Below are 25492 nucleotides of genomic sequence, written 5' to 3' on the forward strand. Positions count from 1 at the left end.
ATCAATGTACTCTTGTATTTGACTAAATACTAATATATTAATCGCAGTGGTTGGATTTTTATCGCACCACTACTAATGCAAAATTACAGGAGTATGGATCTATATCTGCAATCCTCAACCTTATTTAGTCTTAAATCGGATGTATGCTAACCGATTGTATGACGGATTATTAGTAAATTTGCGTTATGAAACTCTTTAAGACCATATCAACCACCTTCATAGTTGTCATTGCCGCGATTTTCGCTTGTAATATCTTTTATCTTGTAAACCTTTACAATTCAATAAAGGCAAATGTGGAACGCGAGGTAATGACCGCTTTAGCCGATGCAGACATTGATGACCTTATGTATCGGGCAGGAAGGGCGCAGGCATTGGCATCAAATGTACAGGTACAGGAAGAAATCAAGGAAGCACAAGCGCCAAAACAAGCTGAGGCAACAACATATCGAGATGAAAACGGTCAACTTATCTCGATTAGAACCGAAGCAGACGGGAAGGTAGTTGAGGAACGGGCGGTGCTGTCAGAAAACTCTACCTATTCCAATCAGATGGTTGACGCTATGAGCAGGCAATTTCATAAGATAATGGATAAATACATACCTTTAGATATGGCAGTGATGGATAGTGTTTTATACATTCAACTTTCCAATAGGTTCATATATCCTGATTTTTTATGTGTGGAAGTTGTCAACAGCAACGATTCCGTTATTTGCGGCAATCCCAAATTCAACGAAGAATCAGGATTAGATTCATTCAGCTTCAATATCAATCCTGACGAGGGAATATATTATAAGGCATATATGACACCACTGACCCGCCATATTCTTTCGCAGATGATTGGAATTATCGTTACGATTTTTCTTCTGATGATTGCCTTTTCTCTTGCTTTCTGGTATTTGTTCAGGACGGTGTCACGACTGCGAACTATCGAAGAAATGAAAGATGATTTTGTCAGCAATATGACCCATGAGCTGAAAACGCCGATTGCGATAGCATATTCCGCCAATGATGCTTTGCTTAATTACGACACCGCCAACGACACGCAAAAAAAGGTAACATACCTGAATATTGCCAACAAACAGTTGAAACGGCTTGGTGAACTTGTCGAGAATATATTGGCAATGAGTATGGAACGTCGTAAGACAATGAAACTCAAACCGGAGGAAATGCAATTACATCCTTTTGTAGATGAAATTGCAGCCGCCCAGCGTATGAGAGGCGAGAAGGATATAACCATTGATGTGAATGTAGATGACTGTGTTTCGATAGAAGCAGATAAGACACATCTGGCAAATATTCTGAACAATTTGATCGACAATGCAATCAAATACTCCGGTGACAGCGTTGTGATAACCATTATGGGTGACAATAAAAACCTTTCGGTTAGTGATAACGGCATCGGTATCCCCTCGAAGTCGATTCCATATCTGTTCAATAAGTTTTACCGAGTTCCACATGGCAACCGTCAGGATGTCCGAGGTTATGGCATCGGGTTATATTATGTAAAGAGTATTCTCGACAGAATGGGCTGGGCTATTGAGGTAAAAAGCACAGAGGGAGAAGGCTCAGTGTTCACTATTAAATTCAGCAAAGATGAGCAATAAGATACTGTTTGTAGAAGATGAGGAAGACCTGACGCTGATTGTCGCCGACACTCTGCGCGGACAGGGCTATGACGTCGTCACGGCTGCCGATGGCATAGAAGGGCTTGAAAAATTCAAGACCGAAGCCGGCGACATAGTCGTTGCGGATGTTATGATGCCTAAAATGGATGGCTTTTCTATGGCGAAGGAGATAAGGAAGTTATCACAGACAGTCCCGCTGCTCTTTCTCACAGCCAAAAGCTCGATTGATGATGTAGAAGAAGGTTTTGAAATCGGTGCTAATGACTATCTTAAGAAACCATTTGAGCTTCGAGAACTTATAGTGAGAATAAAGGCTCTGCTACGCCGGCACGACGTCAACCGATGTGAAGATATTAAATTTTTCATTGGTCGGTATATATTCAATGTTACAACCCAGACGCTTTCATTGGAAAGGCAAAGTGTGATGTTGTCACACTTCGAAGCTAAGATACTTGAAAGGTTGGCGACCAGCATTGGGAAAACGGTCGATGCCTCCGAGCTGATGATTGCTGTGTGGCAGCGCGACGAACCAAGCAACCGCAACTCACTCCACGGCTACATACACAAACTTCGCCGTGCATTATGCCATGACCAGGCAATCTCCATTATCAACCAACGGGGCTTCGGGTATATGTTGACAGTCCAAGATTGAAAAGCCGGAGTTTAAGTTTGTAGTGAAGAATTGATATTATTTTTTTGATGTGGTTACAGAATAGGATCTTGAATATTATGCAGTATAGAAAGAATTTAGTATATTTGTGCATAAATCAATCACCCACTTCAGAGAAATTTATTGTCCTATGGCTGCGTTAAAGGTTTTTGTTTCTTCAACATGTTATGATTTAGGTATTGTCAGGGCGGAACTCCGAGAGTTTTTGCATAATTTGGGGCATGATCCTATAATGAGTGAATATAATGATGTCCTTTTTGATCCTCGTGATCATACTCATGAAAGTTGTATAAATGAGGTCCGTAATGCAGATGCCATTGTGCTTATTATCGGTTCGAGATTCGGGGGAAAAGGGGTGCCGACAGCTCTGGATTTGGTGGATTTTGAATCTTTAAAATCATTGTCAAAGAGTCAGGAGTTCCTTAGTGAGCCAAATAAGGTTTCGATTACCCAACTTGAGATATTGAAAGCAATCGAGATGAATATTCCGGTTTATACTTTTATTGACTGCAAGGTGATAGCGGATCATTATTTGTATGAACGGAATAAGGACAAGGAATTCATAAATGAGATTGATTTTCCTTCAATTGACAGAAAGGACACAGCTGTCTATATCTTCAAATTTATCAACTATCTGCGTTTACGCCATCATAATAATTCAATTTTTGAGTTCTCTAAAATTTCAGATATTCAGAATATCCTTCGAAAACAATGGTCATCTCAGTTGCAACGTTTGCTGCAGGAAGACCGAAACAGGACTTCGAATGCGAAACAGAATGATCGTTTTTTAGAAAGTCTTCAAGAAATAAAATCGCTGATTCTTTCAACGATTAATACAGAAAGCGGGAAAGAAATAGGGAAAGGCGTATTGAATTTTAGAAGTCTGATAAGATTCTGTCTGTCTATGAATGTGCCCGATGTTAGAGACCTTGTAATGTCTGATCTTTCGTGGGGTGACCTTATGAAAAAGTTTGGTATAATTCGCGTGACGATGTTGAGTCATCGCGGACGGCGCGAGGAAATTTTTGTAAAGGAGGATGAAACGATTTATATAAACAGAGGGGTTTCATCTGAAATATATACATCCAAATGGGATCAGTTCAAAGTTCTTAAGAAGGAGGTAAAAGAGAGCGTTTTTGATTCAATCGCAGAGAGTGAACAACATTTCCTGCTCCCTTTACGTTATAGGCCTGTTAAATTTGATGATTATATCAAAGAAATCAGAGATGATGAAAATGGTGTAGGGGAAGAAGATGGAGCGAATGGCGATTGATCCATTAATGGGGGATATTATTGAATTCGGATCCCCGGAGCAGGCTGTGCAGGGGTGACCTCTGCGCTGGCGATGACAGCACCGAAGCACAACATGAATAGGACAGCAAAAATTACTTTTCTCATACGTTTAAACTATGTGTTGCAAAAATCTACGCTGTATTTATTGTCTTGCTTCTGCATCAAATGTCAAAGTTGTCTGTGGTACGGACGGATAGAGGACCGGATCCTGGTTGGCTGCTTTCACTCGGAGTTTCTCTGCCGTAAGTTTTTCGATGAGCCAGAATGATTCACCATAGGTGCCGCTGAAGAGATAGATCACAGCGAAATTTTCTGTGGTGAAAGTCCAGTCATAATATTGTGTCTCACGCAATATAACTTTTCCGTCGTGGTCTGTTCCGATCTGAGTGAATGAGGCTTTGCCTTTGGTGTCAAAGCTCCAGGTCTGGTAGTAATCTATCGGGTTTTCAGGGTCATATCTGTCGGTCCAGCGCTGGGTCCATTTTACAGACGTGAGCATGGAGAGTCTGTTTTTCTGATCAGAGTCATAGTATCCGGATCGTTCGCAGGATGTGCAGACAATGGCACACAATAATGTGAGGATGAGATTGGTAAGCGAACTTTTCATAGAAAGAAATTTGATGTCATTGTTTGGATGCAAATTTAGATAAAAAATTTGTATAAAAGTGTGATTTGGATCACGCTTAAATAAAAAGAGCCGGTCCTGTGGCGGACTGGCTCTTCATGCGTTGGTCTTGTGTGTTGTGGTTCTGCCTTAGCTGTGTGAAGCTAAGGGAGTCGGGATTGTCCAATCGGCAACGAAGTCAAGCTGACGGGGAGCGATTGTTTTTATGCTCTGAACGATTGTGCCTACGATGTTACCGAAAAATTCTTCATGTACGGTTGAAAATTTGTCTTTAGATTCCATTGTGTTTTGGTCATTACGTTAGATACAAAATAGTATTCAATAGACATAACAACCCGGCTCGCAAAAGGTTTTGCAGATTGTGTTAAAACGTGTTAAAGGGTGCGAGTCCGATAGTTTGATGGAAAACGACAGGACAGATTGATCTGACAACAGGTCTTATTATTCTGTTTTCAAGTCAATTGAGAACTTATCCGCAGCGCGATAGGCCGGAAAGCGTTTGCGGTTTTCCTGAAGCATGTTCAGATCAAGCAGGGCATAGATGTGGCCGTTGCGGCGTGTTTCCTTGATCTCCTCGCCAAGACAGTCGAAGACTGATGAGATTCCGGCCGGATATTCGCCGAACTTGTCGGTTCCGGTGCGGTTGGCGCCGACGGTGTAGATCTCATTCTCAACCGAAACATAATCAAGAAGGAGTTTGTATGGTGTGACACGGACAATCGGCCAGTTCGACGGGACGAGAAGCAGATCATAGAGATCGTCTGCACGGTTGCGGGTCCATATCGGGAAGCGCAGATCAAAGCAGACAATCATCCTGATGTTCCATCCGCGGAAACGTATGGTCCTGGGGAATTCGTCGGCTGCGTGATAGACGGTGTGTTCGTTAGAAAGAGGGAAGAGGTGGCGTTTGTCAGTGAAAGTGACATCGCCCATCGGTTCTACGAAAAAGGCACGGTTGTAATAATTGCCTTGACTGTCGGTCGCGAGGAAACTTCCTGCTATCGCGAAACCGAAATACTGTGCCCAGCGTTTCAGAGATTCCACCGTGCGGCCATCATTCGTTTCAGCTACATCTGCCACGGTTTTTGCATCCGGGACGAATGACGTTGTAAACAGTTCCGGCAAAACGACAATGTCGGTATCAGGCTCAACCTGATTGAGCTGGTGGGCCGTAGTAATGAGATTGTTCTCAACATCGGCATAGCTTATGTCTAATGGAATGACGCAGATCTTCATCATCGTGTTTTGTCTCAAATCGGAACTCAGACAGAAAAATTGTCACGGTTGACACCGGTGAATTGCTTGTAGTAGGCTTTGACAGCTTCCATGTCGGCTTCGGTGTCGCCTGTCGGGAAGAATGTCTGTTGCAGGTGGATTGTTTTTGTCGCGGCATCAATGGCGCCGAGGACAATCGGGATTTTTGCTCCGTAGGCAATGTGCAGGAAGCCGGTGTGCCATTGCTGCACTCTGGCGCGTGTGCCTTCAGGTGTAATGGCGACAGACATTCTGTCAGATTCCTGAAATTTCCGGATTAATGTCTCGGTTAAAGACGATCCTTTGCCACGGTTTACCGGTATGCCGCCAAAGGCTTTGAATACGAGGTTCATCGGAAAGAAAAACCATTCTTTCTTGATCAGGAATCCCGCCTGACGTCCGAGAGACCAATAAGCAAGTTTTCCGAGTATGAAATCCCAGTTGGAAGTGTGGGGTGCGACGCAGATTATACATTTGGGATAATCCGGAACGCTACACTCCACCTTCCAGCCGAAGAGTCGTAGGATTGTGCCGCTTAATGACATGGCTTTTCTTCTACGTTTTTTGATATGTCTTATTTGTTTCTATTAAGCCTTGAGAGCTGCCTTGTTGGCGTCTTTCTGAGCCTGGGGAAGAGCTTCGTTCATCTTTTTGACGATTGCTTCTACGTGGGCGTTGAATTCGTCCTTGAGTTTCTTGTAAGCAGCTTTGAAGTAGGCCGAACGGGCTTTGTTGTATTCTGCGGCAGTTGCAAAGGCCTTGGGTGACTGCGGGAAGTCGAAGTTTACGCGGCTGAGAGCATTGTACTGAAGATCTGCGAGTTCATAGATGATCTCGTTGAGCTTTTCAGGATCAATTCCCGGAACTGTAATCTTCGCGATCACACATTCGCCTGCCAGAGCGCCGCAGATTATTCTGATTTCTTTCTTGAGGATACGTTTGTTTGAAGCCATAAGAGATGTTATTTTGGGGTTATTCAAATCGTTTTTCAGCCCAGCCGGCGATGGAGGCCAGAAGGTGCTGTTATGCAAATTTAACAAAAAAGTATTGATTTATGTTGAGCTTATCAGGATTTTTTTCAGAGCCTGGAGCGATGGAGTTATTTTGGGAACATCATGACGGGCGCCGGACGGGTTCTCCTTAAGTGCCGCAGGACTCTCTATCTTTGTTCCGAGGATGCGGTTTACGGTTTCAGCGAATTTTGCCGGATTGGCCGTGGCGAGGAAAATGCCCTGTTCTCCGTCTGCCAGATCTTCGTGTAGAGCCCGGTAGGCGGTAGCGGCATGAGGATCCGATATGTAGCCCGCAGAGGTGTGCAGGTATGACATCGAGTCGGCGATCTCCTCATCGTTATATGAATAAGCTTTCATGTCGGCGCTGATCGCTTCGTGGTTGTTTCCATACAGATCGACAATGCGTGACAGATTCGACGGGTTGCCGACATCCATTGCGCAGGCGAGAGTGTGGTGGGGGAGTGCAGGGGTGAATTTTCCACTGTTGACAAAACGGGTGAACGAGTCGTTGCTGTTGTTGGCTACGACAAAACGCTTGACCGGAAGTCCCATTTTCCTGGCCAGGAGTCCTGCGGTCAGGTTGCCGAGGTTTCCGCAAGGTACGGAAAACACAATCCCTTCATGATCAGCCTTGCCGTCGGTCTGGCCGACGAGTTGGCTGTAAGCGTAAAAATAGTAGAACATCTGAGGCAGAAGGCGGCAGATGTTAATGGAGTTCGCGGATGTGATATTGAGATTGCGTCTCAGATCCTTGTCTACAAATGCTTCCTTGACAAGCCGCTGGCAGTCATCGAAGGTGCCGAGAATCTCAATCGGGTGTACGTTGTCACCCAGAGAGGTGAACTGATGACGCTGTTTTGCCGACAGTCCGCGTTCGGGGTAGAGGACGAAGACCTCAACTCCGGGGACTCTGTGGAATCCGCTTGCGACAGCGCCTCCGGAGTCGCCTGAGGTCGCCACGAGCACATGCACGGGCTTGCCGAGGTTGCGTGAATAGTGGCTGATGATGCGGGCCAGGAAACGGGCGCCGATATCTTTGAAGGCGTGTGTAGGTCCGTGGAAAAGCTCAAGCACGCTGATGCGTTCGGAGATCCTGCGGAGAGGGATGTCAAAGGTGAAAGTATTATAGACAATATCTTTCAGTTCCGCCGGATCAATGTCATCGCCAAGCATGGTGGTGGCCACGACGTAGGAGATGTCGCGGACCGACATTTCGGCAATGTTGTTGAAAAACGCACGTGGAATGAGCGGGATGCGCTCAGGCATATAAAGGCCGCCGTCTGCCGGCAGACCGGTCATCACAGCTTCTTCGAGCGTGGCTTGGCTGCTTTGTCGGTTTGTGCTGTAAAATCGCATGATGATTATAAAAGAAGATATAATTCTTGATTAACAAAGATAAGCAACTAAGCGAGCAGTTGCAAACGTGAGGATTTAAAAATAGTGAAAACGGCGAATTTTGGAGTGGGGCTAAAACAGCAGTCGTGCCAGAGAGTCGTTGTTGGCACGGATATAGTCCGTGAATCCGCGTTCATAGTCCGCCGCTGCCTGTGCGCCGAGTTTGGAGCCGATGTTGCTTATTCGGGCTCTGATCTCCAGAAGCTCATCCTGGACGGCGTCTTCATCGGCAACTTGCTCCAGAAGTTTGCAGGCATGTTCTTCGCCAAGGTGATAGGCCTTTTTGTCTTTAACTTTACCGGAAACAGTCTGTTGCCTTGCCGTTTCATCGGAACTGCCGCAGGATGTCGTTACTGAGAGGGTCAGACACGCAATTGACAGAGCGGTGAGTTTCAGTATGGCCAGAGTTGAAATTTTCATAATAGGGTCATGGCTATTTTTGCACAGCCTTCCGCATCGGCCAGTGCATCGTGGTGGTTGTAGAACGGTATTCCGAGAAATTCGCAGACGAAAGGCAGTGAGTAGGAACTCAGCATCTGCCGTGGAATTTTTTTGCGGGCGGCAGTCAGGGTGCAGAAGAACGGATAGTCGGGATAGTCCATACCATAGACTCTGTGGGCCGCACGGATACACTTTTCGTCAAAAGCCTTGTTGTGGGCCACGAGCGGAAGGCCGCCGATGAAGCGGTGGACATCACGCCATACTTCCGAAAAGACCCGTGAGTCTTTCGTGTCCTCTCGGCTGATCCCGTGGACATTGAGCGTGAAATGTCGGAAGTAGTATTCCGGTTCCGGTCTGACAAGCTCATAGAACCGGTCGGTGATGATCCCGTCGGAGACCTTGATGGCGCCTATTGCGCATATTGATGACGGCTCTCCGTTGGCGGTCTCGACATCAATGGCAATGAAGTTATCCATTTTCGGCTACTTTGTCACGGACTTTTTCCATCAGCCAGCGTGGGGTTGAAGTGGCGCCGCAGATTCCTACCGTTCCTGCATCTTTGATCCATTCCGGACGGAAATCAGCCGGATTTGATACCAGATAGGACCGTTCGTTGACATCGCGGCATTCATGATAGAGCACTTTCCCGTTGCTGCTTTTGGCTCCTGCGACGAAGAGCACCACATCATGTGCGCGGGCGAATTCGCGCAGATGTTCCACCCGGTTTGCAACCTGACGGCAGATCGTGTCGAAATACTCGAACCTCACACCGTCGGCAATTCGGCGGTTTATCTCTCCGACCATTTCAGCCAGGCCCTGAAGAGACATTGTGGTCTGTGAATAGAGAGTTATGTCGCGGTTGAAGTCAATCCGGTCGAGCTGACCGATGTTTTCAACCACGATTGCCTCGCCGTTGGTCTGTCCGACAAGGCCGTTGACTTCAGCGTGTCCGGCTTTGCCGTAAATGACAATCTGGGGGCGGGGCGATGTGGAGTCATAGGTCTGCTTGATGCGTTTTTGCAGCTGGAGCACCACGGGACATGTCGCGTCAATGATTTCAATCCCTTTTTCGCGGGCGATTTCATAGGTTGACGGCGGTTCGCCATGAGCGCGAAGCAGCACTCTTGCTCCAGGCAGTCTGTTGAGATCCTCATGTGTTATTGTCGCCAGACCTTTCTGCTCAAGGCGCTCAACCTCGTCGCTGTTGTGGACAATGTCGCCGAGGCAGTAAAGAGGTTCGGCAAGGCGGTCGAGTTCCTCCTCTGCTTTTTTTATGGCAGTCACCACTCCATGACAGAATCCGGAGCGGGCATCGATTTCAATTACCGGAGATTTTTTCATCAGGCAAATTCTCGCTATATATAATATATATGTGGCGGGGCTTTCTCAGATTGCCGCGTGGCTGTTGAACAAATCAAGAAGCCATTGGTCCTGCTCTTCGATTGTCATGGCCGAATTGTCAAGTTTGACAGCATCTTCGGCGCAGCGGAGAGGTCCTTCGGATCTTGTTTCGTCGATATGGTCGCGGCTGACCACGTTGGCGAGTACTTCGTCATAGGTGATCTCCTGTCCTTTTTCTTTGAGTTCCTTGAAGCGGCGTTCGGCGCGCTTTTCAGCCGAAGCGTTGCAGAAGACCTTGATTTCGGCCTGAGGGAAGACGACAGTGCCGATGTCGCGTCCGTCCATGACGATTCCTTTGCTTTGGCCCATTTCCTGCTGCATACTCACAAGGGTGTGGCGTACCTCGGCGATTGTCGCGATCGGGGAGACATGGCTGGATACTTCGAGTGTGCGGATCTCGTCTTCGACATCCTGTCCGTTGAGCATTGTGCGCTGACCTTCCGGAGTGACTTTGAAATCAATGTTGATTTCGGGTAGGGCGCAGACAAGGGCGGCGACGTCGATCGTGCCGTCAGCGGCGATCAGTGAATTTCTCATTGCGTAGAGAGTCACTGCCCTGTACATTGCACCTGAATCAATATAGCGGTAGCCGATTGTCTTGGCCAGACGACGGGCCATTGTGCTTTTGCCGGACGATGAGTAGCCGTCGATGGCTATGATGAGTTTATTAGAATTCATATAGTTTTGTGGATAAGTTCAACATTATTGTAGTGGCGCCGGTGTGGGGTTGGGCAAGGGCTACTCCGACTCCGAAATTTCTGACATTCAGACCCGCGCAGACCGAGAATCCGGAGAGTAAGCTGCGCTTATATGTGGCCATGTCGGTGCGGGTTTTGTAATTGTAGCCGATTCCGATGTGGAATTTTTCGCTTGGGATGAAATCGGCAGCGAAAATCAGATGGCGGAAGAGGTTGGAGGCGAAACTGTCTTTGATTTCCGGATCTCCGGACTCGGATCCGTCACCATTGTCATAAAACGGCAGATGCCATTGGGTGAGATTCCATGCAGTTACTGACCATGTGATCGGGAGCGAGCCGAAGGATTTTGAAATGCCGAGACGCACATCGATCGGGAGCCGGTCGTATGAATCCTGAAAGCGCTTCACCTGACCGCCGAGATTCGAGACCACAGCTGAGAACGAAAAGTTGTTTTCCGGATTGAAATAGTTGACGCCAAGGTCTGTTGCCACAGCCATAGCCGAGTATGCGTCATAGCTTGAATAGACAAACTTGAGGTTTATGCCGCCGCGCCAGCGGTCGGTGATGTCGTGGGCATACATGGCGTTGAACACCATGTCTTTTGGTGAAAAGTCGCCTGTCAGGACTCCGTTGACATCGGCGCCGCGTATTGTGCCGTAGCCGAAATACTGGATCCCTGCGGCCCATGCGCCGTGTTCGCCTGCGCTGTGTCCGAATTTCACTCCTGCGAAGTTGCTCTCGCCCACATAGCGCATGTAGTTCACGCCGAGCTGCATGTCGATTTCCGGACCTAAGAGTCCGGGATTCTGGTCTATGCTGTTGATGTCATCCTCGATAGCGGTGATGTTGATCCCGCCAAGGCCATAGGCAAGTGTCGAGGACGGGAGTTCCAGAAAGCGGTAGGCCGGAGAACTGTCCTGCGCTCTTGCAAGGAGGGTGGCAGAGAGGATAAGCGCAAAGACGGCTATGAGACGTGAAAATCCGTCAAGCGTTTGCTGTGGATATGTTGGGCGGGGTAATGTCATGACATGAAATCTTCAAATAAATAACGCGCGGGCGCTTGTATTATTATATGACGGTTAAAATGTCAACAAAACAAAAACAATTGTAATCAATCTCAAAATACTTGCATTGAGGCTTTCCGCATTATAATTTTGTGTTGTCACATTAGCTGTTTTTGTATGCCGAAAACTCTACTCCGCTCAATTCTCCTTTATCCTCTTTTGGCTGGTGCCGCTGTCCATTCAGCGGCGCAGCAGCCAAGGCATATCGCCAATGTCTCACGTGCCCGTGTCGAGCCTGTTTGTGTTGATGTCTATGAATACGATTGTGTTGATGTTCATCCGCAGTTTCCAGGTGGCGATGGCGCAATGGTGCGTTTTATCAACAAAGAGCGCCGCTATCCCTCACAAGCTTATCGTGAGGGCATAGAGGGGCGCGTTCTTTGTAGTTTTGTTGTTAATGAAGACGGCTCCATATCGCATATTTCTGTCATCCGTGGTGTTGAGAAGTCGCTTGACCGCGAGGCTGTGAGGATCATTTCCAATATGCCGAAGTGGAATGCCGGCGTTTTGTCTGATTCTCTTGTGCCGGTCTACTATATTCTGCCGATTTCTTTCAGGATTTGATCTTGTCGCTGTCATCAGCCGTAGCCGCCCGGCTGATCGTCACAAGATAGACGCCTGAGAAAATCAGGGCCACTGCCGCTATTTTCAGCGGCGTGAAGCGGTCAAGCCCAAGGCATACGCCGATCACAGAGGCCACGATCGGTTGCACGTAATTGTACATTCCGACCAGTGTCGGACGCAGGTTTTTCTGTCCGATCATCGTGCAGATATATGCAATGAAGGTTGCAACGACGACAATATAGCCTATGCCGGCCATTTCAGTCGCTGACACTTCGCTCCACGATGTGCCGAGCCACTCCCTGACGGAGATCGGGGTGATTGTTACGGCTGCGAAGGTGAACATCCACTTCATCAGCGTGAAAACGGAGTATTTCTTTATGAAGTTTCTGTAAAAAGTGAGGTAGAGCGCATAGCTCAACTGTGCGGTAAGCACAAGTATGTCGCCCAGGACAGGGTTGTCTCCTTTCATTCCGGCTCCGCTGCTGCCGAGCACAAGCATCAGTGCGCCGGAACCTCCGAGAGCGATGCCTCCGGCCTTTTTCCATGTGATCGGTTCTTTCAGTATGACTGCGGCGAGAAGCATTACCCAGATGGGCATTGTCGTAGTGATGATTGATGCTTCGCCCGGAGATGTGAAGCCTACGCCGAACACATAGCATCCCTGATTGCACACGATGCCCAGAAGGCCGGCGCCTGCGAGCAAAAGAAGATCTCGCGGCGCAACATGCTGCCGCGGAGTGAAAAGCGATGCGATCCAAAACAGAATCGCGGCCCCGAAGATGCGGAAATTGGTCAGCAACAGCGGACTGACTATCCCGGCTGCCATTACAAGTTTTGCCACCGGCGCCATTATGCCCCACATCGCATTGGCGCCTAACATTGCTAGATGACCTTTCAAGCGGAATTCACTCATGATTAAAATAATATTATGTAACTTTGCGTCCGAAAAATCGCGCAAAATTATCATAAAATAGAGAGATAGACAAGCCCATGTGCCAATTTGGGACTTGCTCGGTCTCATAAAATGTAAATTCCAGGTATATGTCGGCTTCTGCGTCAAAGTCTCAATGGCTCTCTAAGGTATTTTCCGATGCTCATTGTGAGGTAATGTTTACCTCGCGAGGGGCAACGGATGCTTCGTCATCGGCATATTCGGATTTCAATCCGTGTCACTATACCGGTGATGATCCTGAGCATGTCGCTGCTTCTCGGCGTCTGCTTGCCGGAGAGCTTGGGATTGCTGACGAAGCCCTGATTGTTCCGCGTCAGACCCACTCTTCGCGTGTATGCATCATTGATAGGATTCCGGTCTCGAAGTCATCGCTGGAAGGTGTTGATGCTCTTGTGACGAGATTGCGGGGAGTGGCTGTCGGAGTTTCGACTGCCGATTGTGTCCCGCTTGTGCTTGTCGACGGTGAGTCCGGAGTGGCCGGAGTGGCCCATGCCGGATGGCGTGGGGCGGTCGGCGGAGTTGTCCGAAATCTGTTTGAGGAAATGCTTCGGCAGGGCGCGCAGACCGATGGTATAAGGGCCTTTTTTGGACCTGCGATCTGCTGTGATTGTTTCGAGGTAGGGGAGGAGGTCGCTGCCTTTTTTCCGGAAGAATGCGTGGTCAGGTGTCCGCAGTGGCCGAAACCTCATGTCGATCTGCCCTCATTCGTTGCCGGTCAGCTGATTGAGCTTGGCGTTGCGCCGGAACGAATAGTACCGTTTCGGCCTGATATCTGCACCAGATGTCACCCTGACAGATATTTTTCCGCGCGCGATTCAGGGATTGAATCCGGACGTAATTTTACGTTCGTAATGTTGAAATAGGCTTGTGCCCGGATGTGAATTCTTATTTATAATGATTCTAAATAAGGCAAAGTCTTGTCGCCGAGATCAATATTTTTCAGACTGCCGAATTTCAATGAGTTTGCGTTTTGAAATCCGAAGCTTCCGGAGTCTCCGAAGGGTACTGTTTTGTGTGGTAATATGCTGATTTGCAATCTTATATATGCTTGGTGCGGGCGGTTGCTCGGATGGAGGCGTTAAAATGGTGGTAAGTATCTGAAATTCAGTGTTGTATAACTTGTTTGAAACTTCCAAATAAAAAGCGATTTGATTTTGAAGAAAAAAAGTTGGAAATTTGCATTCAGAAGTTGACGCGAATCCAACTGCGCTCCATCAGTTAACCGAAGTTTCCAGCCAATCAGCCAACACATTTCTCCTATGCTTAATCGCTTTCCTGATGTGCGCTTATCATTAGATTGAAAATGCAAGAAGAATACTCTAAAAAATGGGACAAATGTCTTGAGATAATTCGCGACATTATCCCGGCAGAACAATTCAAATCCTGGTTCAGCCCGCTGACATTCCTGCGGGTTGAGAATGATGTTTTGACCATTTACTGTCCTACGGAGTTCTTCGCAGAGCAACTTGAGGAGCGTTACATCAACGTTCTCGGCAAGACTCTTAAACGAGTTTTCGGCCCGTCGATCCGGCTGATCTACGAGTATCCGATTGTAGCCGATGATCCGTCAAGCAAAATTTCCGTTGGCAGTGCCCACCCCAGTACTGCGGTGAAGCCTATGCCCGGTGCCACTTCAAACCCGTTCAAGGAACAGATTGTAGAGGATATTGATTCGCAGCTTAATCCTGACTACACTTTCGAGAACTACTGCATCAGCGACAGCAATAAAGTGGCCCGCTCGATCGGCGAGGCGATAGCCAACGATCCGAAACTTCAGACATTCAACCCGCTTTTCGTATTCGGCCCTTGTGGTGTCGGCAAGACCCACCTGATCCAGGCCATCGGCATCCGTATCAAGGAACGCAACCCCCGTGCACGTGTGCTTTACATCACAGCGCGCCTTTTTGAGAGCCAGTATACCGCCGCAGTCCAGCGAAGCAAGGTCAATGAGTTCATCAACTTCTATCAGAGTATCGACACCCTGATCATTGATGATATTCAGGATTTCATCGGCAAGGACAAGACTCAGAAGACTTTCTATCATATCTTCAACCACCTCAAGCAGAACCACCGTCAGCTGATCATGTCGAGTGACTGCTGTCCGTCTCAGATGGAAGGCATGCAGGACCGCTTGCTCTCCCGATTCAAATCGGGTATGACAGCCCAGCTTGAGAAGCCGGACCTTGATCTGCGCCGCGACGTGCTGACGCAGAAGTCGCTTCGCGACGGACTTTCGCTCCCAAGAGAGGTGATGGATTTCATCGCTTCCAATGTAACCGAAAGCATCCGTGAACTTGAAGGCGTTGTAGTGTCGCTTCTCGCGCATGCTACCTTCCTTGACAAGGATATTTCCGTCGAACTTGCCCGTCGTGTGCTTTCCAACTCTGTCAAGCTCAACAAGCGTACGGTCAACTTCGAGACCATCGCCCGTCAGGTCAGCACCTTCTACAATATCGAGGCTGACCAGATCTTCACCAAATCACGCAAGCGTGAAGTCTCCGACGCTCGTCAGATGGTCATGTATCTCGCCAAGAAACACACCAAAATGCCTCTTAAGGCTATCGGAACCCGTCTTGGCCGCACACATGCCACAGTGCTTTATGCCTGTCGCCTTATTGATGAGCGCATGCCTCTTGAAAAGAAACTTCAGGACGACGTGGCAAAGATCGAAAGCGAACTTCTGTCCGTCTGATCTCATAGACTGAACGACACAGGGCGCATTGCTCTGTGTCTGTTTTTTATGTCGGGTAGGGGAGTGCTGAAACAATGGATTCCGGTGTGTGGCTGCGGCTGGTCAGACCAAAGAATCGTAATGGGGGATTTCCTTGAGAAATTTATATTTGCCGCTTGTCTCGTCAAGCACACAGCAATAATGGTGCAGCCCGTTTGAGACAATCAGATATTTCACTTTCAGCACAATGTTATATCGGGCTATCTGTTCGAACACCTTTTGGGTGATGACGATGTGAGGCGCCTTGTATTCCACGATCATTATCGGTCGGGCCGCACGGTTGTAGACCACCGTGTCGCAGCGTTTGCTTGTGCCGTTAAGCGTCACGGCGATTTCGTTGGCCATAAGACCTGCCGGGTAGCCGAAAGACTCGATGAGCCACGACGTAAAATTCTGCCTCACCCATTCTTCAGGAGTCAGCACAAGCCATTTTCCGCGTAGTGGATCATAGATTTCGTCACCTTTCTCGCCGTGGCGCAGTCTGAGCGGGGCAGGCGGAAGGTTGAGCGCTTGTAGCGGTGATGACGGTCTGGCTGTTTCTTTCATGATGTGTCAGTGGCTAAAGAGGTGCAAAATTAGCAAATAAACGACTTTAATTGCTGCGGGCCGACGATTTTTCTTTGCTTTTTCACATACATTACGTAAATTTGCCATATAAAACCATCATATCCATAAAGTTCATGGCCTCAGCAACTCCGACATTTTCAGAACTCAGACGTCAGCTTGCCGCGAAAGTTTCGCTTTCTCCGGTCTATCTGCTTCATGGAGAAGAAGGCTATTATATAGATGAACTTGTCAAGGATTTTGAAAATCTGATTCCGGAAGAGGAGAGAGATTTCAACCTCTACACTCTCTATGGCCCGGAATCCGGAGTGGAGACAGTGATGGATGTCTGTCATCGCTACCCGATGATGGCGGAGCGCCAGGTGGTCATCCTCAAGGAGGCCCAGGCAGTGCGTGCCGATATTCTCAACAAACTTCACAATTATGTGGCGCAGCCCAATCCGACCACGATTCTGGTCATTTCCTGCCGAGGTGCTCAGGCCAAAGGCAAAGAGCTGCTCGCCGCAGTTAAGAAAAACGGCGTCATATTCGAATCCAAGCGCCTGAGCGAGCGCAATGTTCTGCCGGTCATCTCGGATCTGATCAAGGAAAAGAAACTCAATGTCGATCCGAAAGCCCTTTCGATGTTGCGCGACTATATCGGTGTCGACCTCTCGCGTCTCTATAACGAAATCGACAAACTCGCTCTGATTCTCGGCCCCGGCGCTATGATCACTCCGGAAGCTATCGAGCGCAACATCGGTATTTCCAAGGACTACAACAATTTCGAACTGGTCGACGCCATAAATGCGCGCAATGCCTCAAAGGCATTCACCATAATCGAGTATTTCAGAAACAATCCGAAAAACAACCCGACGGTGATGACCGTTGCCTCGCTGTTCAACCAGTTCTCCAATCTGCTTATCTATCACTATACGCGCGACAAATCCCAGAGCGGCTACATGGATGCCCTCGGCCTTCGTTCGCCCTGGGCGCTCAAGACCTACGAGACCGCAGCCCGTAGCTACAACGTCCGGCAGACAATTGAAATCATTTCCGCCATACGTGAGTTTGACACCCGCAGCAAAGGCATAGGTTCGCGCCAGAACGAATATGACCTCCTCAAAGACCTTATCTTCCACATTCTGACCGCCCGCGGTTTCATCAGGTAAAAAACTTTTTCAGATGACATGAATCCGTTTTTGCGTAAATACAGTCTCGTATGCCTCTGTTGGCTTTTCGCATTGGTGTTCTCTATTCCATTGCGGGCTGATATTGCGGATTCTTTGGAGTCGCGTCTGAAATACCTCGACGAGCACCCTGACGACAAGGAGGCTATCAAGGATGTCGCCTTTCTCTACATGTCAATGGGCAATTACGGAGAGTCCAAAAGGTATTCGAAACGACTGCTTGACATGGCCAAGGCCACAGGCGACAGGGACTTCTGCGAGCTGTATGGGCTTATCGGAATGGCGGCCTCTTCGCTTGAGGAAAATCCCGCCGAATCATTCCGCAAACTGGAAGAAGCCCGTCTGATAGCGACAAATACACACAACCAGGATGCCATGCTGTCGATCAACAATAGTTTGGGCGCCTACTATCTGTTTGTGAACAGTGATGTCTATTCCGCGACATCATATTATTATGATGCGCTTGAAAATGCCAAGGCCATAAATGACACCCGCCGCTACGGAATAATACTGTCGAATCTGTCAGGAGCCTATCTGATGATGCGTGATATTTCCGGAAAGAAACTCGCTGAACAGTCTCATGAGATGGCTGAAAAGCGAGGCGAACCAATTCCTCTTTATTATGCCAAATATGCCTTGGCTCACTTCTGCCTTTTGGCTGACAGTCTTGACCGGGTGGAGGCGCTCATCGGAGAGATCGAGCAGCTTCACCGCGAAGGCGGATTCGGCGGAGATGGAAGTCCCTATCTGCTCAAAGGTGAACTGGCTGCCAAGCGAGGGAATTTCGAAGAAGCCTACCGGATTTATGCAACGGCAATGGAAAACTTTGACAATTGCGATGCGTCCGGTGTGTCTGCCACATATCTTTCCTACGCCCGTCTCCTGCGCCGTGACAATCATATAGCATCGGCGATAAATGTACTTGAATACGGCCTTGACCATACCGGCACCTCGGAGATGAAAGTCCATTCCGCCGAAATTCTGAAAGAACTTGTTTACAGCTATCGTGCTGCCGGCGACTATGCCAAGGCTCTTGATCGTAGTCTGGACTATATTGCTTATCAGGACAGCATTTTCAATCTCAGCCGTGAGCGCGCGTTGCATGAAAGCAGAGTCCGTCATGAAGTCTATTCAAACGAGCGGCTGATCGACGAACAGCGCATGGAGCTCCTTTCTACGCGCCACAAACTGATAGTTCTGTTTATCTGTGTCGCAGCCGTTGCCTTGTTGCTGGTGCTGACCTATATAAATTATCGGAAAAAAGACCGTCTCTATCGGGCGATCGTTTCCCAGAATCGTGAATACATCAGCCGTGAACAGCTCCTTCTTGAGCAGCTTGAAAGTTGCAGGAATCAGAAAACACATGTCGAGACGCCGCCTTTGCAGACTTTTGTCGAGAATAAGGCCGGTGAACTCATGAAGAGCTTTACCGCCATGATGATGGAGCAGAAATTGTTCTGTGATCCGACAATCACCGTGGGCGGCATGGCCGAGAAACTCGGTACAAACCGCACATATCTTTCCAGAGCCATAAATGAATCGACCGGCAAGACATTCACACAGCTTGTCAACGACTACCGTATCCGCGAGGCCATAGCCCGCATTTCTGACATTGAGGCCAATCTCCCGTTGAAGCAGATCTGTTCCGATGTCGGTTTCAGTGCGCTTTCCACATTCTATTCGACCTTCCAGTCTGTCACCGGCATGACTCCTGCGCGTTATCGGGCCAAACTGAAAGAGATCTGATCTGCTTACCCATTCGCCTGACGTCTTACCCTCGTCCACCTGCTTTTGAAATCCATGGCCAAAATAATTTGGTATTGTCAGTGTGTCCTGTTGGCCGGATTCCGGCGGAATGTTTTTCCTGTTCTTTCAAAATTTACGTTTCAGGAAATATTCTATTTGTGATTATGCTGTTGATATGCCTATATTTGCGATTGACAACAATGTCGTAAAACTAATCATTTGTATTCCATTTTTTGTATAGAGTCAAAACTTTAAAGTAAAACCAGTCACCCTCAAAATACTTTACCTTATGTTTAAACCAATCCTATACTTCCTGACTGCCTCATTGGCTCTTTCCGTGCCGGCAATGGCGGATGCACAGGCTAAAAAATCCACGTCTGTGACCGCGAGCATAGATAAAATTCAGAGCAACACCATCTCAGGAACAGTACTTGACGAAAACGAAGAACCGCTACCCGGAGCCACGGTGATGATTGAAGGCACCTCCGAGGGCACTTCAACCGACATGGACGGCAATTTCACCTTGCTTTGCCACAAAGCAAATCCGACATTGGTGTTTTCCTACGTCGGCATGAAGACAAAACAAGTCAGGGTTGATAAAAATTGCAATTATATCCGCATTGTGATGAAAGCGGTCCCCAATATGATGGAGGAAGTAGTCGTGACGGGCTATCAGAACATCAAGCGTGAAAACGCGACCGGTTCCTATCAGATAATCCGTGCCGAGGATATTGACAAACGTTATACCGGCAACATCACCTCAAATCTTGAAGGTAGAGTCCCCGGTGTGGTTTTCGATCCGAAGTCCAGTTCTAAAGACGAAAACGCCATCACAATCCGAGGCAAAAGCACGTTCAACGCCAAGGAGTCGCCCCTCGTTGTTGTCGACGGACTTCCGATCGAAGGCGGCATGAACACGATCAACCCCTACGATATTGAAAACATCACTATCCTCAAGGACGCTGCGGCAGCTTCGATCTACGGTGCCCGCGCTTCCAATGGTGTGATTGTCATCACAAGCAAGAAAGCTAAAGCTCAGAAACTCAGCATTGACTTCAACGCCGATTTCCAGATCAGCGAGAAGATGAACTACGACAACTACAACTGGGCTTCGGCTGCCGACCTGATTCAGCTCGAAAAATACAATTTCGATGCCATGCTCAAAAACAACCCTCAGAGCATACAGGACAACTTCAATCTTCTTGACCGCGGCAAAGCCAATGAGCTTACACAGGTGATGCGTGTGCTTCTCGAAAACAACCGTGGCAACATCAGTGACGAGGAGATGAACCGCACCTTCGACCAGTGGAGCCGTAACGACTACCGCAAGGAGTATCAGAAAGTCCACGACCGCACTCAGGTTTCTCAGCAGTACAACCTCGCCCTGCGTGTCAATGGAAAAGTCCTCTCTTCGAACATCGTTGTCAATTGGAACGGCGACAACGGCGGAGTCAAGGGCTACGATTCCTCATCGCTCGCGCTCAAATATCTCGGCGATCTCAAGGTGGCTCCCTGGATGGACCTCAATTTCAGTATCAATGTGCTCAACAACCGTAACAAGAGCCATGCGCTCGGAAGCTACGGCAACATCAACTCTTTCCTCGCATATCAGTCGATGTACAACGCCGACGGTACCCTTGCGCGCATGGAGGCCGACATCTATCCCGGCGAGGAAGTGCTCAACAATCCTGATTATGAACTTAAGGATGTGACCTATAATGTTGCCGATGAGATTAACAAAGGCTACAACACAAGCAAGTATCGTTACACCAATGTGCGCACCAATGTTCTTGCGCTTTTCCGCCTTCCCGTAACCGGATGGACTGCCCAGGCTCAGTTCCAGTATGAGGATATTTTCTCCACCAGCAGCACTCAGTACAGCAAGGACTCGCAGTTCATGCGCAGCCTTTACAACCGCTACACAACCACTTCGTCCGTGACCGAATGGGTTGACACCGACGATCCCTTTAATTGGGACTTCGGCAGCTGGGACGGCGATCCAGACCATTTCTACAAGGATCCTGTCACCATCAACAAGACAATCCACAATATTCCTGACGGCGATGCGCTGAGCGAGAGCACCACACAAAGCCAGTACTATACATTCCGTGCGCAGACCCGCTACAACCGCGAATTCCTCGGCGTTCACGCCATCGACTTCCTCGCCGGTTTCGAATACCGTCAGACTCATTCCTCTATGAAACAGGGTGGCTACTACGGTTATGACCGCCAGACCAGTTCGAACCTCAACATGATCACCAACTGGGAATATATCAACAAGCCGACCGTCGGAGTGATGGGCTCGAACTATACTCCCTATGGTGCACCCATAAGTTTCAGGACTTCGGAAACTCTGCACCGCTACTACTCCTACTACTTCACAGGCAACTATGTCTATGACAGCCGCTATTCTGTTTCAGGCAGCTACCGTGTCGACAAGGCCGACATGTTCGGAACCGACCCCAAGTTCCGCGGCAAGCCCCTCTGGTCAGTCGGTGCCTCATGGAACGCCCACAATGAACGTTTCCTCCGCCCCGTCACCTGGCTCAATGTCCTGAAACTCCGTGCCAGCTACGGTCTGACCGGTAACATTGATAACTCCGTGTCATCCTATCTTACCGCAAGCATGGCCACTAACCAGTTCGGCAATCTGCAAGGCACTCTTAATACACCCCCTAACGACCAGCTCCGTTGGGAAAAGACAGCCACATGGAATGCCGGTATCGACTTCGCCGTCTTGGGTTACCGTCTCGCCGGTACATTAGACTTCTACCGCAAAAACAGTTCCGACATCCTGACCTCAGCCGAACTTGACCCGACCACCGGCTGGACCACCCAGACCATCAACAGCGCCAAGATGACCAATACAGGTATCGAGCTTCAGCTCGATGGCCAGATCCTTCCCGCACGCCGTCGCAAAGACATCGGTATCAATCTCGGATTCAACATCGCCTACAACAACAATAAGGTGACCGACCTCCGCCGCTATCCTGCCTCGGCAAGCGAATTTCTCGGCATGACCTATCACAAGGGCTATCCCCTCAACTCTCTCTTCTCGATCGACTATGCAGGTCTTGTTGACAAGGACGGCACAATCTTTGTCGGATGGTATGACAAAAACGGCGAAGTCCAGACCACTTCGACCTCAAGCTCGACCTTCACAATGGACGATGTCATCTTCTCAGGCACGACCACTCCGAAAATCTCCGGCTCTCTGACTCCTGAAATCAGATGGAACGGCTTCTCCCTCTCTGCTATGCTTGCCTTCTACGGCGGCCACTATATGCGCACCGACAATGACGCATGGTCAAGCTCCACAGCCGGAACTGCCGGCTACAAGGGTGTTTTCGGTGACGCATCCTTCTCTCGCGACCTTCTCCGCTACTGGAACGGTGATGAGGTTCCCGCCAACGGCTATATGTCAACCAAAAACGGCAGCAACATCAAGACCGGAGAAATCCGTAACACCGCTGTCAAGCATGCCGACTACATGAAGTTCCGCAGCCTGATCCTCAGCTACAATTTTGATCAGAAACTTTGCAGAAGAATCGGTCTCAACGATCTCCGTCTCCGTCTTCAGATGAACAATATCGCGACATGGGCGCGCAACGGCTTGGGAATCGACCCCGAAGCCTATAATCTCTCCTCCGGACGCCACATGGATAAAACTCCGCGCAGCTACACGATGAGCCTCATGTTCAATCTTTAAGAGCTTGTTTAAAAACAAGAGTTAAAATCTAAAAAGCCACACAACAATGAAAAAGATATTACTGACACTTGCGTCCGCTGCGATGTTGCTCACATCCTGTGACGACAAACTCGACATAAAACCCTACGGTTCCTCAACCCTCAGTACAGTCGATGAACTTGAGACTCTTCTCAATGGGCTGCCATATCTGTGGTCTGGCAATGACTATTTTGATCTGGATGTCATCTGCAACAACACCTATCGCCCCTGGAACGGTGTCGCCGACTATATCGGCAATGACAACAGTCTCCGCTATGCCTATTTCACTTATGACGAAAGCATTGACCGGGCCGACCTTACAGATGACGATTACCGTTACAACGACCTTTATCAGAAAATAAATTATATGAATACGGTGATCTCCAAGGTGCCCGGCGCCGATGGCGGAACCGCTCAGAAGAAAGACCAGTTCGTAGCCGAAGCCCGTGTGCGTCGTGCCTGGTATCACTTCCTCCTTGTCGGAATGTATGCCCGGCAGTATGACGAGGCCGAGGCCGACGTGCTTGGCGGAATCCCCTATGTCGACAATACCAATTCCGCCGAGGAGAAAACGAAACTCAGTCTCAAAAAGACCTATGAGCGCATTCTCGAAGATTGCTCGGATAAGGTCCTTGAAAACCTTGTCCCGACCAGTGTCGACAACGTCTGCCGTTGCGGCCTCGATTTCGGCTACGGTGTCCGTGCCCGTGTGCTCTTCCAGATGAAACGCTATGACGAGGCTCTCCGCTATGCCGATCTCGCGCTGAAAATCAACGGCCGTCTCGAAAGCCGCTCTGCTGTCAAAACCACAGGAAACTGGATTCTTGACTACGATTGTCCGAGCAACTACTATCTGATTTATTCAGACAATTCCAACCTCGGCGACTTGTATGGCTACGTGATTTCGCCCGAAGTCGCTGCCTGCATCGACCCGAATGACTACGTGTTCAAATATTATGTTGCCGAACCATACATGGACCCCGCCTGGGGCACGCCTTATCCCACAGTCCCTGAAGGCTGTCTCCAGTCAAACATCGGTGATGCCCGTTGTAACGTCTGGGGCCTTCGTTCGGAGTCCATGTATTACATCAAGGCCGAGTGTCTGATCCGTTCAGGACAGATATCCGAAGGCCTTGCTCAGATTGACAAGGTCCGTGCCTCGCGCATCGAAGATCCTGAAATCTACGCTGACAAGACCGGTCTGACCGAAGCCGAGGCCATGAAGCTCCTCCAGGACAGCAAGCGTTTCGAGTTCATCAAGACTTTCGAAAACTTCTTTGACCGCAAGCGCTGGAACTCGGAAGAGGCCTACAAGGCCACAATTGTCCGCGATCTCACCTCGCTCGGACTCGGAACCTACTCCCTCTCGCCCGATTCGCCCATCTGGGTGTTCCCCTTCCCGATGAACGCGACCAAACATAATAAATCGCTGACTCAGAACTATTAAATAACTTCTAAATACCATGTTGAAAAGATTTTTCCTGAGTTCGGCCCTCTGCCTTGGCTTTGCCCTGACAGGTGCCGCACAGACTGAATTCCGCCACATTTCATTTGAGGAGGCTTTGACAGCTGCCAAAGCCGAAGGAAAGAAAGTATTCATCGACTTCTACACCTCATGGTGCGGTCCGTGCAAGCGTCTTGCCGCCAACGTCTTTCCGACAAAGGAAGTGGGCGACTATATGAACAGCAACTACGTATGTATCAAGCTTGATGCCGAAAAGGAAGGCGCTGATCTCGCAAAAAAATTTAAGGTCACCGCATACCCGACCCTGATTGTGACAGATACAGACGGCAACGCCCTCGGCTCATTTGCCGGTTACAAGGAAGGCAAGGACTTCATTGCGGCAGTCGATGCCCTCAAGGATCCTGATATGAATCCCGAACGCGTGAAAGAACGCTATCTGGCAGGAGAGCGCAACGGCAGACTCGTCTTTGCCTATGCCCGTAATCTTATGGAGAGCAACCGTTCATATCAGGAAGGAATCCGCCAGAGCCAGGAGGTAATTGATGAATATTTCAACTCCCTCTCCGATGCCGACCGCGTAAAGCCCGAAAACGCATTGATGTTCACCAACTACACCTATGATTATTCTAATCCGAGACTGAAATTCATGTGCGACAACGTCAATGCTTTCGATGAATCACTGCGCGAGGATGTAAAGAAGATGATCGCCATTCTTTACCGCCAGGAAGCCTATCGCTATCTTTCCGGAAATCATCTTGCCGATCAGGCCAATCGTTCAGCTTATGACCTCTTTAAGAAAGAGTCTGCCGACCTTGGTTATTCAGATGACTTTGCCGGAATGTTCCGCTTCATCGAGAAACGGGCTCAGTCTGACGATGCTGCCTATCTTGCATATTGCGACGAGAATTTTTCCTCGCTTGACGATGATGCGCAGTCGAGCCTTGTTTCCGGTGTGAGCGAAATCTTCAAGACGGAAACTCCGGAGCAGAAAAAAGCCATCTCAGCCTTTATCCGCAAATATATCGGATCAATGTCAAGCCAGGGCGTCTATACGGCGGCAATGGCGATTTACCAGCTTGAAAAGTAATAATAAGT

At 48.8% G+C, this 25492-nt stretch carries 24 protein-coding genes; 11 read left to right on the forward strand and 13 right to left on the reverse strand.

Features of this window, described 5'->3' with window-relative positions; translation table 11 throughout:
- The first annotated feature begins 185 nt into the window (after positions 1-185).
- From K2H17_RS03195 to K2H17_RS03205, 3 genes are all read left to right on the forward strand, one after another.
- Complete coding sequence (locus tag K2H17_RS03195) at positions 186-1604, forward strand: HAMP domain-containing sensor histidine kinase (RefSeq protein ID WP_300131330.1); 1419 nt, start codon at positions 186-188, stop codon at positions 1602-1604.
- The gene (locus tag K2H17_RS03200; protein WP_300131333.1) at positions 1594-2277 is read left to right on the forward strand and encodes a response regulator transcription factor; all 684 of its coding nucleotides are present in this window, start codon (positions 1594-1596) and stop codon (positions 2275-2277) included. Before K2H17_RS03195 ends, K2H17_RS03200 begins: the two co-directional genes overlap by 11 nt.
- A 148-nt stretch (positions 2278-2425) precedes the next feature.
- Complete coding sequence (locus K2H17_RS03205) at positions 2426-3568, forward strand: DUF4062 domain-containing protein (RefSeq protein WP_300131336.1); 1143 nt, start codon at positions 2426-2428, stop codon at positions 3566-3568.
- A gap of 162 nt (positions 3569-3730) precedes the next feature.
- Here K2H17_RS03205 and K2H17_RS03210 read toward each other — a convergent pair whose 3' ends face one another.
- The 11 genes from K2H17_RS03210 to porQ all read right to left on the reverse strand — a co-directional run bounded on the left by K2H17_RS03210 (position 3731) and on the right by porQ (position 11440).
- Complete coding sequence (locus K2H17_RS03210) at positions 3731-4195, reverse strand: hypothetical protein (RefSeq protein WP_300131338.1); 465 nt, start codon at positions 4193-4195, stop codon at positions 3731-3733.
- A gap of 147 nt (positions 4196-4342) precedes the next feature.
- Positions 4343-4495, reverse strand: coding sequence for a hypothetical protein (locus tag K2H17_RS03215; protein ID WP_300131341.1), 153 nt, complete (start codon positions 4493-4495; stop codon positions 4343-4345).
- A gap of 159 nt (positions 4496-4654) precedes the next feature.
- On the reverse strand, positions 4655-5452 hold the full coding sequence (locus K2H17_RS03220) for a nitrilase-related carbon-nitrogen hydrolase (protein ID WP_300131344.1): 798 nt from the start codon (positions 5450-5452) through the stop codon (positions 4655-4657).
- Between the two features lie 23 nt (positions 5453-5475).
- A complete protein-coding gene (locus K2H17_RS03225) occupies positions 5476-6012 on the reverse strand; it encodes a 1-acyl-sn-glycerol-3-phosphate acyltransferase (RefSeq protein ID WP_300131346.1) in 537 nt (178 codons plus the stop codon).
- A 42-nt stretch (positions 6013-6054) separates the two neighbouring features.
- Positions 6055-6420 carry a hypothetical protein gene (locus tag K2H17_RS03230; RefSeq protein WP_300131349.1) on the reverse strand — a complete coding sequence of 122 codons (366 nt, stop codon included), beginning with the start codon at positions 6418-6420 and terminating at the stop codon, positions 6055-6057.
- A gap of 99 nt (positions 6421-6519) precedes the next feature.
- A complete protein-coding gene (thrC, locus tag K2H17_RS03235; RefSeq protein WP_300131351.1) occupies positions 6520-7836 on the reverse strand; it encodes a threonine synthase in 1317 nt (438 codons plus the stop codon).
- 111 nt (positions 7837-7947) lie between these two features.
- The gene (locus K2H17_RS03240) at positions 7948-8295 is read right to left on the reverse strand and encodes a hypothetical protein (RefSeq protein ID WP_300131353.1); all 348 of its coding nucleotides are present in this window, start codon (positions 8293-8295) and stop codon (positions 7948-7950) included.
- Positions 8292-8792: a 3'-5' exonuclease gene (locus K2H17_RS03245; RefSeq protein WP_300131355.1), complete on the reverse strand. Its 501-nt coding sequence runs from the start codon at positions 8790-8792 to the stop codon at positions 8292-8294. The genes K2H17_RS03240 and K2H17_RS03245 overlap by 4 nt, the downstream gene beginning before the upstream one ends.
- On the reverse strand, positions 8785-9657 hold the full coding sequence (locus K2H17_RS03250; protein WP_300131357.1) for a 4-hydroxy-3-methylbut-2-enyl diphosphate reductase: 873 nt from the start codon (positions 9655-9657) through the stop codon (positions 8785-8787). Before K2H17_RS03250 ends, K2H17_RS03245 begins: the two co-directional genes overlap by 8 nt.
- A 45-nt stretch (positions 9658-9702) precedes the next feature.
- The gene (gene cmk, locus K2H17_RS03255) at positions 9703-10395 is read right to left on the reverse strand and encodes a (d)CMP kinase (RefSeq protein ID WP_300131360.1); all 693 of its coding nucleotides are present in this window, start codon (positions 10393-10395) and stop codon (positions 9703-9705) included.
- Positions 10385-11440: a type IX secretion system protein PorQ gene (gene porQ, locus K2H17_RS03260; RefSeq protein ID WP_300131362.1), complete on the reverse strand. Its 1056-nt coding sequence runs from the start codon at positions 11438-11440 to the stop codon at positions 10385-10387. The genes cmk and porQ overlap by 11 nt, the downstream gene beginning before the upstream one ends.
- A 156-nt stretch (positions 11441-11596) precedes the next feature.
- On the opposite strand from porQ, the gene K2H17_RS03265 reads away from it, so the two are divergent.
- Positions 11597-12043, forward strand: coding sequence for an energy transducer TonB (locus K2H17_RS03265; RefSeq protein WP_300131364.1), 447 nt, complete (start codon positions 11597-11599; stop codon positions 12041-12043).
- Here K2H17_RS03265 and K2H17_RS03270 read toward each other — a convergent pair.
- Entirely contained in the window at positions 12033-12956 is a 924-nt protein-coding gene (locus K2H17_RS03270; protein ID WP_300131367.1) for a DMT family transporter, read from the reverse strand. The two genes, K2H17_RS03265 and K2H17_RS03270, sit on opposite strands and share 11 nt — an antisense overlap.
- Before the next feature lie 194 nt (positions 12957-13150).
- Here K2H17_RS03270 and K2H17_RS03275 point away from each other — a divergent pair, with 194 nt between their 5' ends.
- Both K2H17_RS03275 and dnaA read left to right on the forward strand, forming a co-directional pair.
- Positions 13151-13858, forward strand: a complete 708-nt coding sequence (locus K2H17_RS03275; RefSeq protein ID WP_300131368.1) for a polyphenol oxidase family protein — start codon at positions 13151-13153, stop codon at positions 13856-13858.
- Positions 13859-14298: 440 nt separating this feature from the next.
- Positions 14299-15687 carry a chromosomal replication initiator protein DnaA gene (gene dnaA / locus K2H17_RS03280; RefSeq protein WP_300131372.1) on the forward strand — a complete coding sequence of 463 codons (1389 nt, stop codon included), beginning with the start codon at positions 14299-14301 and terminating at the stop codon, positions 15685-15687.
- Between the two features lie 102 nt (positions 15688-15789).
- Here the strand turns inward: dnaA and K2H17_RS03285 are convergent, their stop codons facing one another.
- On the reverse strand, positions 15790-16272 hold the full coding sequence (locus K2H17_RS03285) for a type I restriction enzyme HsdR N-terminal domain-containing protein (RefSeq protein ID WP_300131375.1): 483 nt from the start codon (positions 16270-16272) through the stop codon (positions 15790-15792).
- A gap of 134 nt (positions 16273-16406) precedes the next feature.
- Here K2H17_RS03285 and holA point away from each other — a divergent pair, with 134 nt between their 5' ends.
- The 5 genes from holA (at position 16407) to K2H17_RS03310 (ending at position 25484) form a co-directional block, all read left to right on the forward strand.
- Positions 16407-17441 carry a DNA polymerase III subunit delta gene (gene holA / locus K2H17_RS03290; protein ID WP_300131377.1) on the forward strand — a complete coding sequence of 345 codons (1035 nt, stop codon included), beginning with the start codon at positions 16407-16409 and terminating at the stop codon, positions 17439-17441.
- 18 nt (positions 17442-17459) lie between these two features.
- Positions 17460-19205, forward strand: a complete 1746-nt coding sequence (locus K2H17_RS03295) for a helix-turn-helix transcriptional regulator (protein ID WP_300131380.1) — start codon at positions 17460-17462, stop codon at positions 19203-19205.
- 289 nt (positions 19206-19494) lie between these two features.
- Positions 19495-22914: a SusC/RagA family TonB-linked outer membrane protein gene (locus K2H17_RS03300; protein ID WP_300131383.1), complete on the forward strand. Its 3420-nt coding sequence runs from the start codon at positions 19495-19497 to the stop codon at positions 22912-22914.
- A gap of 46 nt (positions 22915-22960) precedes the next feature.
- A complete protein-coding gene (locus K2H17_RS03305) occupies positions 22961-24379 on the forward strand; it encodes a RagB/SusD family nutrient uptake outer membrane protein (protein ID WP_300131385.1) in 1419 nt (472 codons plus the stop codon).
- A 16-nt stretch (positions 24380-24395) separates the two neighbouring features.
- Positions 24396-25484 carry a thioredoxin family protein gene (locus K2H17_RS03310; protein ID WP_300131387.1) on the forward strand — a complete coding sequence of 363 codons (1089 nt, stop codon included), beginning with the start codon at positions 24396-24398 and terminating at the stop codon, positions 25482-25484.
- The last annotated feature ends 8 nt before the right edge of the window (positions 25485-25492 follow it).

The sequence above is a fragment of the Duncaniella sp. genome, from assembly GCF_029054785.1.
Classification (GTDB): Bacteria; Bacteroidota; Bacteroidia; order Bacteroidales; family Muribaculaceae; genus Duncaniella.

Coding starts and splice junctions, on each gene's coding strand:
- K2H17_RS03195 (WP_300131330.1), top strand. CDS start 186: ATGAAACTCTTTAAGACCATATCAACCACCTTCATAGTTGTCATTGCC.
- K2H17_RS03200 (WP_300131333.1), top strand. CDS start 1,594: ATGAGCAATAAGATACTGTTTGTAGAAGATGAGGAAGACCTGACGCTG.
- K2H17_RS03205 (WP_300131336.1), top strand. CDS start 2,426: ATGGCTGCGTTAAAGGTTTTTGTTTCTTCAACATGTTATGATTTAGGT.
- K2H17_RS03210 (WP_300131338.1), bottom strand. CDS start 4,195: ATGAAAAGTTCGCTTACCAATCTCATCCTCACATTATTGTGTGCCATT.
- K2H17_RS03215 (WP_300131341.1), bottom strand. CDS start 4,495: ATGGAATCTAAAGACAAATTTTCAACCGTACATGAAGAATTTTTCGGT.
- K2H17_RS03220 (WP_300131344.1), bottom strand. CDS start 5,452: ATGATGAAGATCTGCGTCATTCCATTAGACATAAGCTATGCCGATGTT.
- K2H17_RS03225 (WP_300131346.1), bottom strand. CDS start 6,012: ATGTCATTAAGCGGCACAATCCTACGACTCTTCGGCTGGAAGGTGGAG.
- K2H17_RS03230 (WP_300131349.1), bottom strand. CDS start 6,420: ATGGCTTCAAACAAACGTATCCTCAAGAAAGAAATCAGAATAATCTGC.
- thrC (WP_300131351.1), bottom strand. CDS start 7,836: ATGCGATTTTACAGCACAAACCGACAAAGCAGCCAAGCCACGCTCGAA.
- K2H17_RS03240 (WP_300131353.1), bottom strand. CDS start 8,295: ATGAAAATTTCAACTCTGGCCATACTGAAACTCACCGCTCTGTCAATT.
- K2H17_RS03245 (WP_300131355.1), bottom strand. CDS start 8,792: ATGGATAACTTCATTGCCATTGATGTCGAGACCGCCAACGGAGAGCCG.
- K2H17_RS03250 (WP_300131357.1), bottom strand. CDS start 9,657: ATGAAAAAATCTCCGGTAATTGAAATCGATGCCCGCTCCGGATTCTGT.
- cmk (WP_300131360.1), bottom strand. CDS start 10,395: ATGAATTCTAATAAACTCATCATAGCCATCGACGGCTACTCATCGTCC.
- porQ (WP_300131362.1), bottom strand. CDS start 11,440: ATGACATTACCCCGCCCAACATATCCACAGCAAACGCTTGACGGATTT.
- K2H17_RS03265 (WP_300131364.1), top strand. CDS start 11,597: ATGCCGAAAACTCTACTCCGCTCAATTCTCCTTTATCCTCTTTTGGCT.
- K2H17_RS03270 (WP_300131367.1), bottom strand. CDS start 12,956: ATGAGTGAATTCCGCTTGAAAGGTCATCTAGCAATGTTAGGCGCCAAT.
- K2H17_RS03275 (WP_300131368.1), top strand. CDS start 13,151: ATGTTTACCTCGCGAGGGGCAACGGATGCTTCGTCATCGGCATATTCG.
- dnaA (WP_300131372.1), top strand. CDS start 14,299: ATGCAAGAAGAATACTCTAAAAAATGGGACAAATGTCTTGAGATAATT.
- K2H17_RS03285 (WP_300131375.1), bottom strand. CDS start 16,272: ATGAAAGAAACAGCCAGACCGTCATCACCGCTACAAGCGCTCAACCTT.
- holA (WP_300131377.1), top strand. CDS start 16,407: ATGGCCTCAGCAACTCCGACATTTTCAGAACTCAGACGTCAGCTTGCC.
- K2H17_RS03295 (WP_300131380.1), top strand. CDS start 17,460: ATGAATCCGTTTTTGCGTAAATACAGTCTCGTATGCCTCTGTTGGCTT.
- K2H17_RS03300 (WP_300131383.1), top strand. CDS start 19,495: ATGTTTAAACCAATCCTATACTTCCTGACTGCCTCATTGGCTCTTTCC.
- K2H17_RS03305 (WP_300131385.1), top strand. CDS start 22,961: ATGAAAAAGATATTACTGACACTTGCGTCCGCTGCGATGTTGCTCACA.
- K2H17_RS03310 (WP_300131387.1), top strand. CDS start 24,396: ATGTTGAAAAGATTTTTCCTGAGTTCGGCCCTCTGCCTTGGCTTTGCC.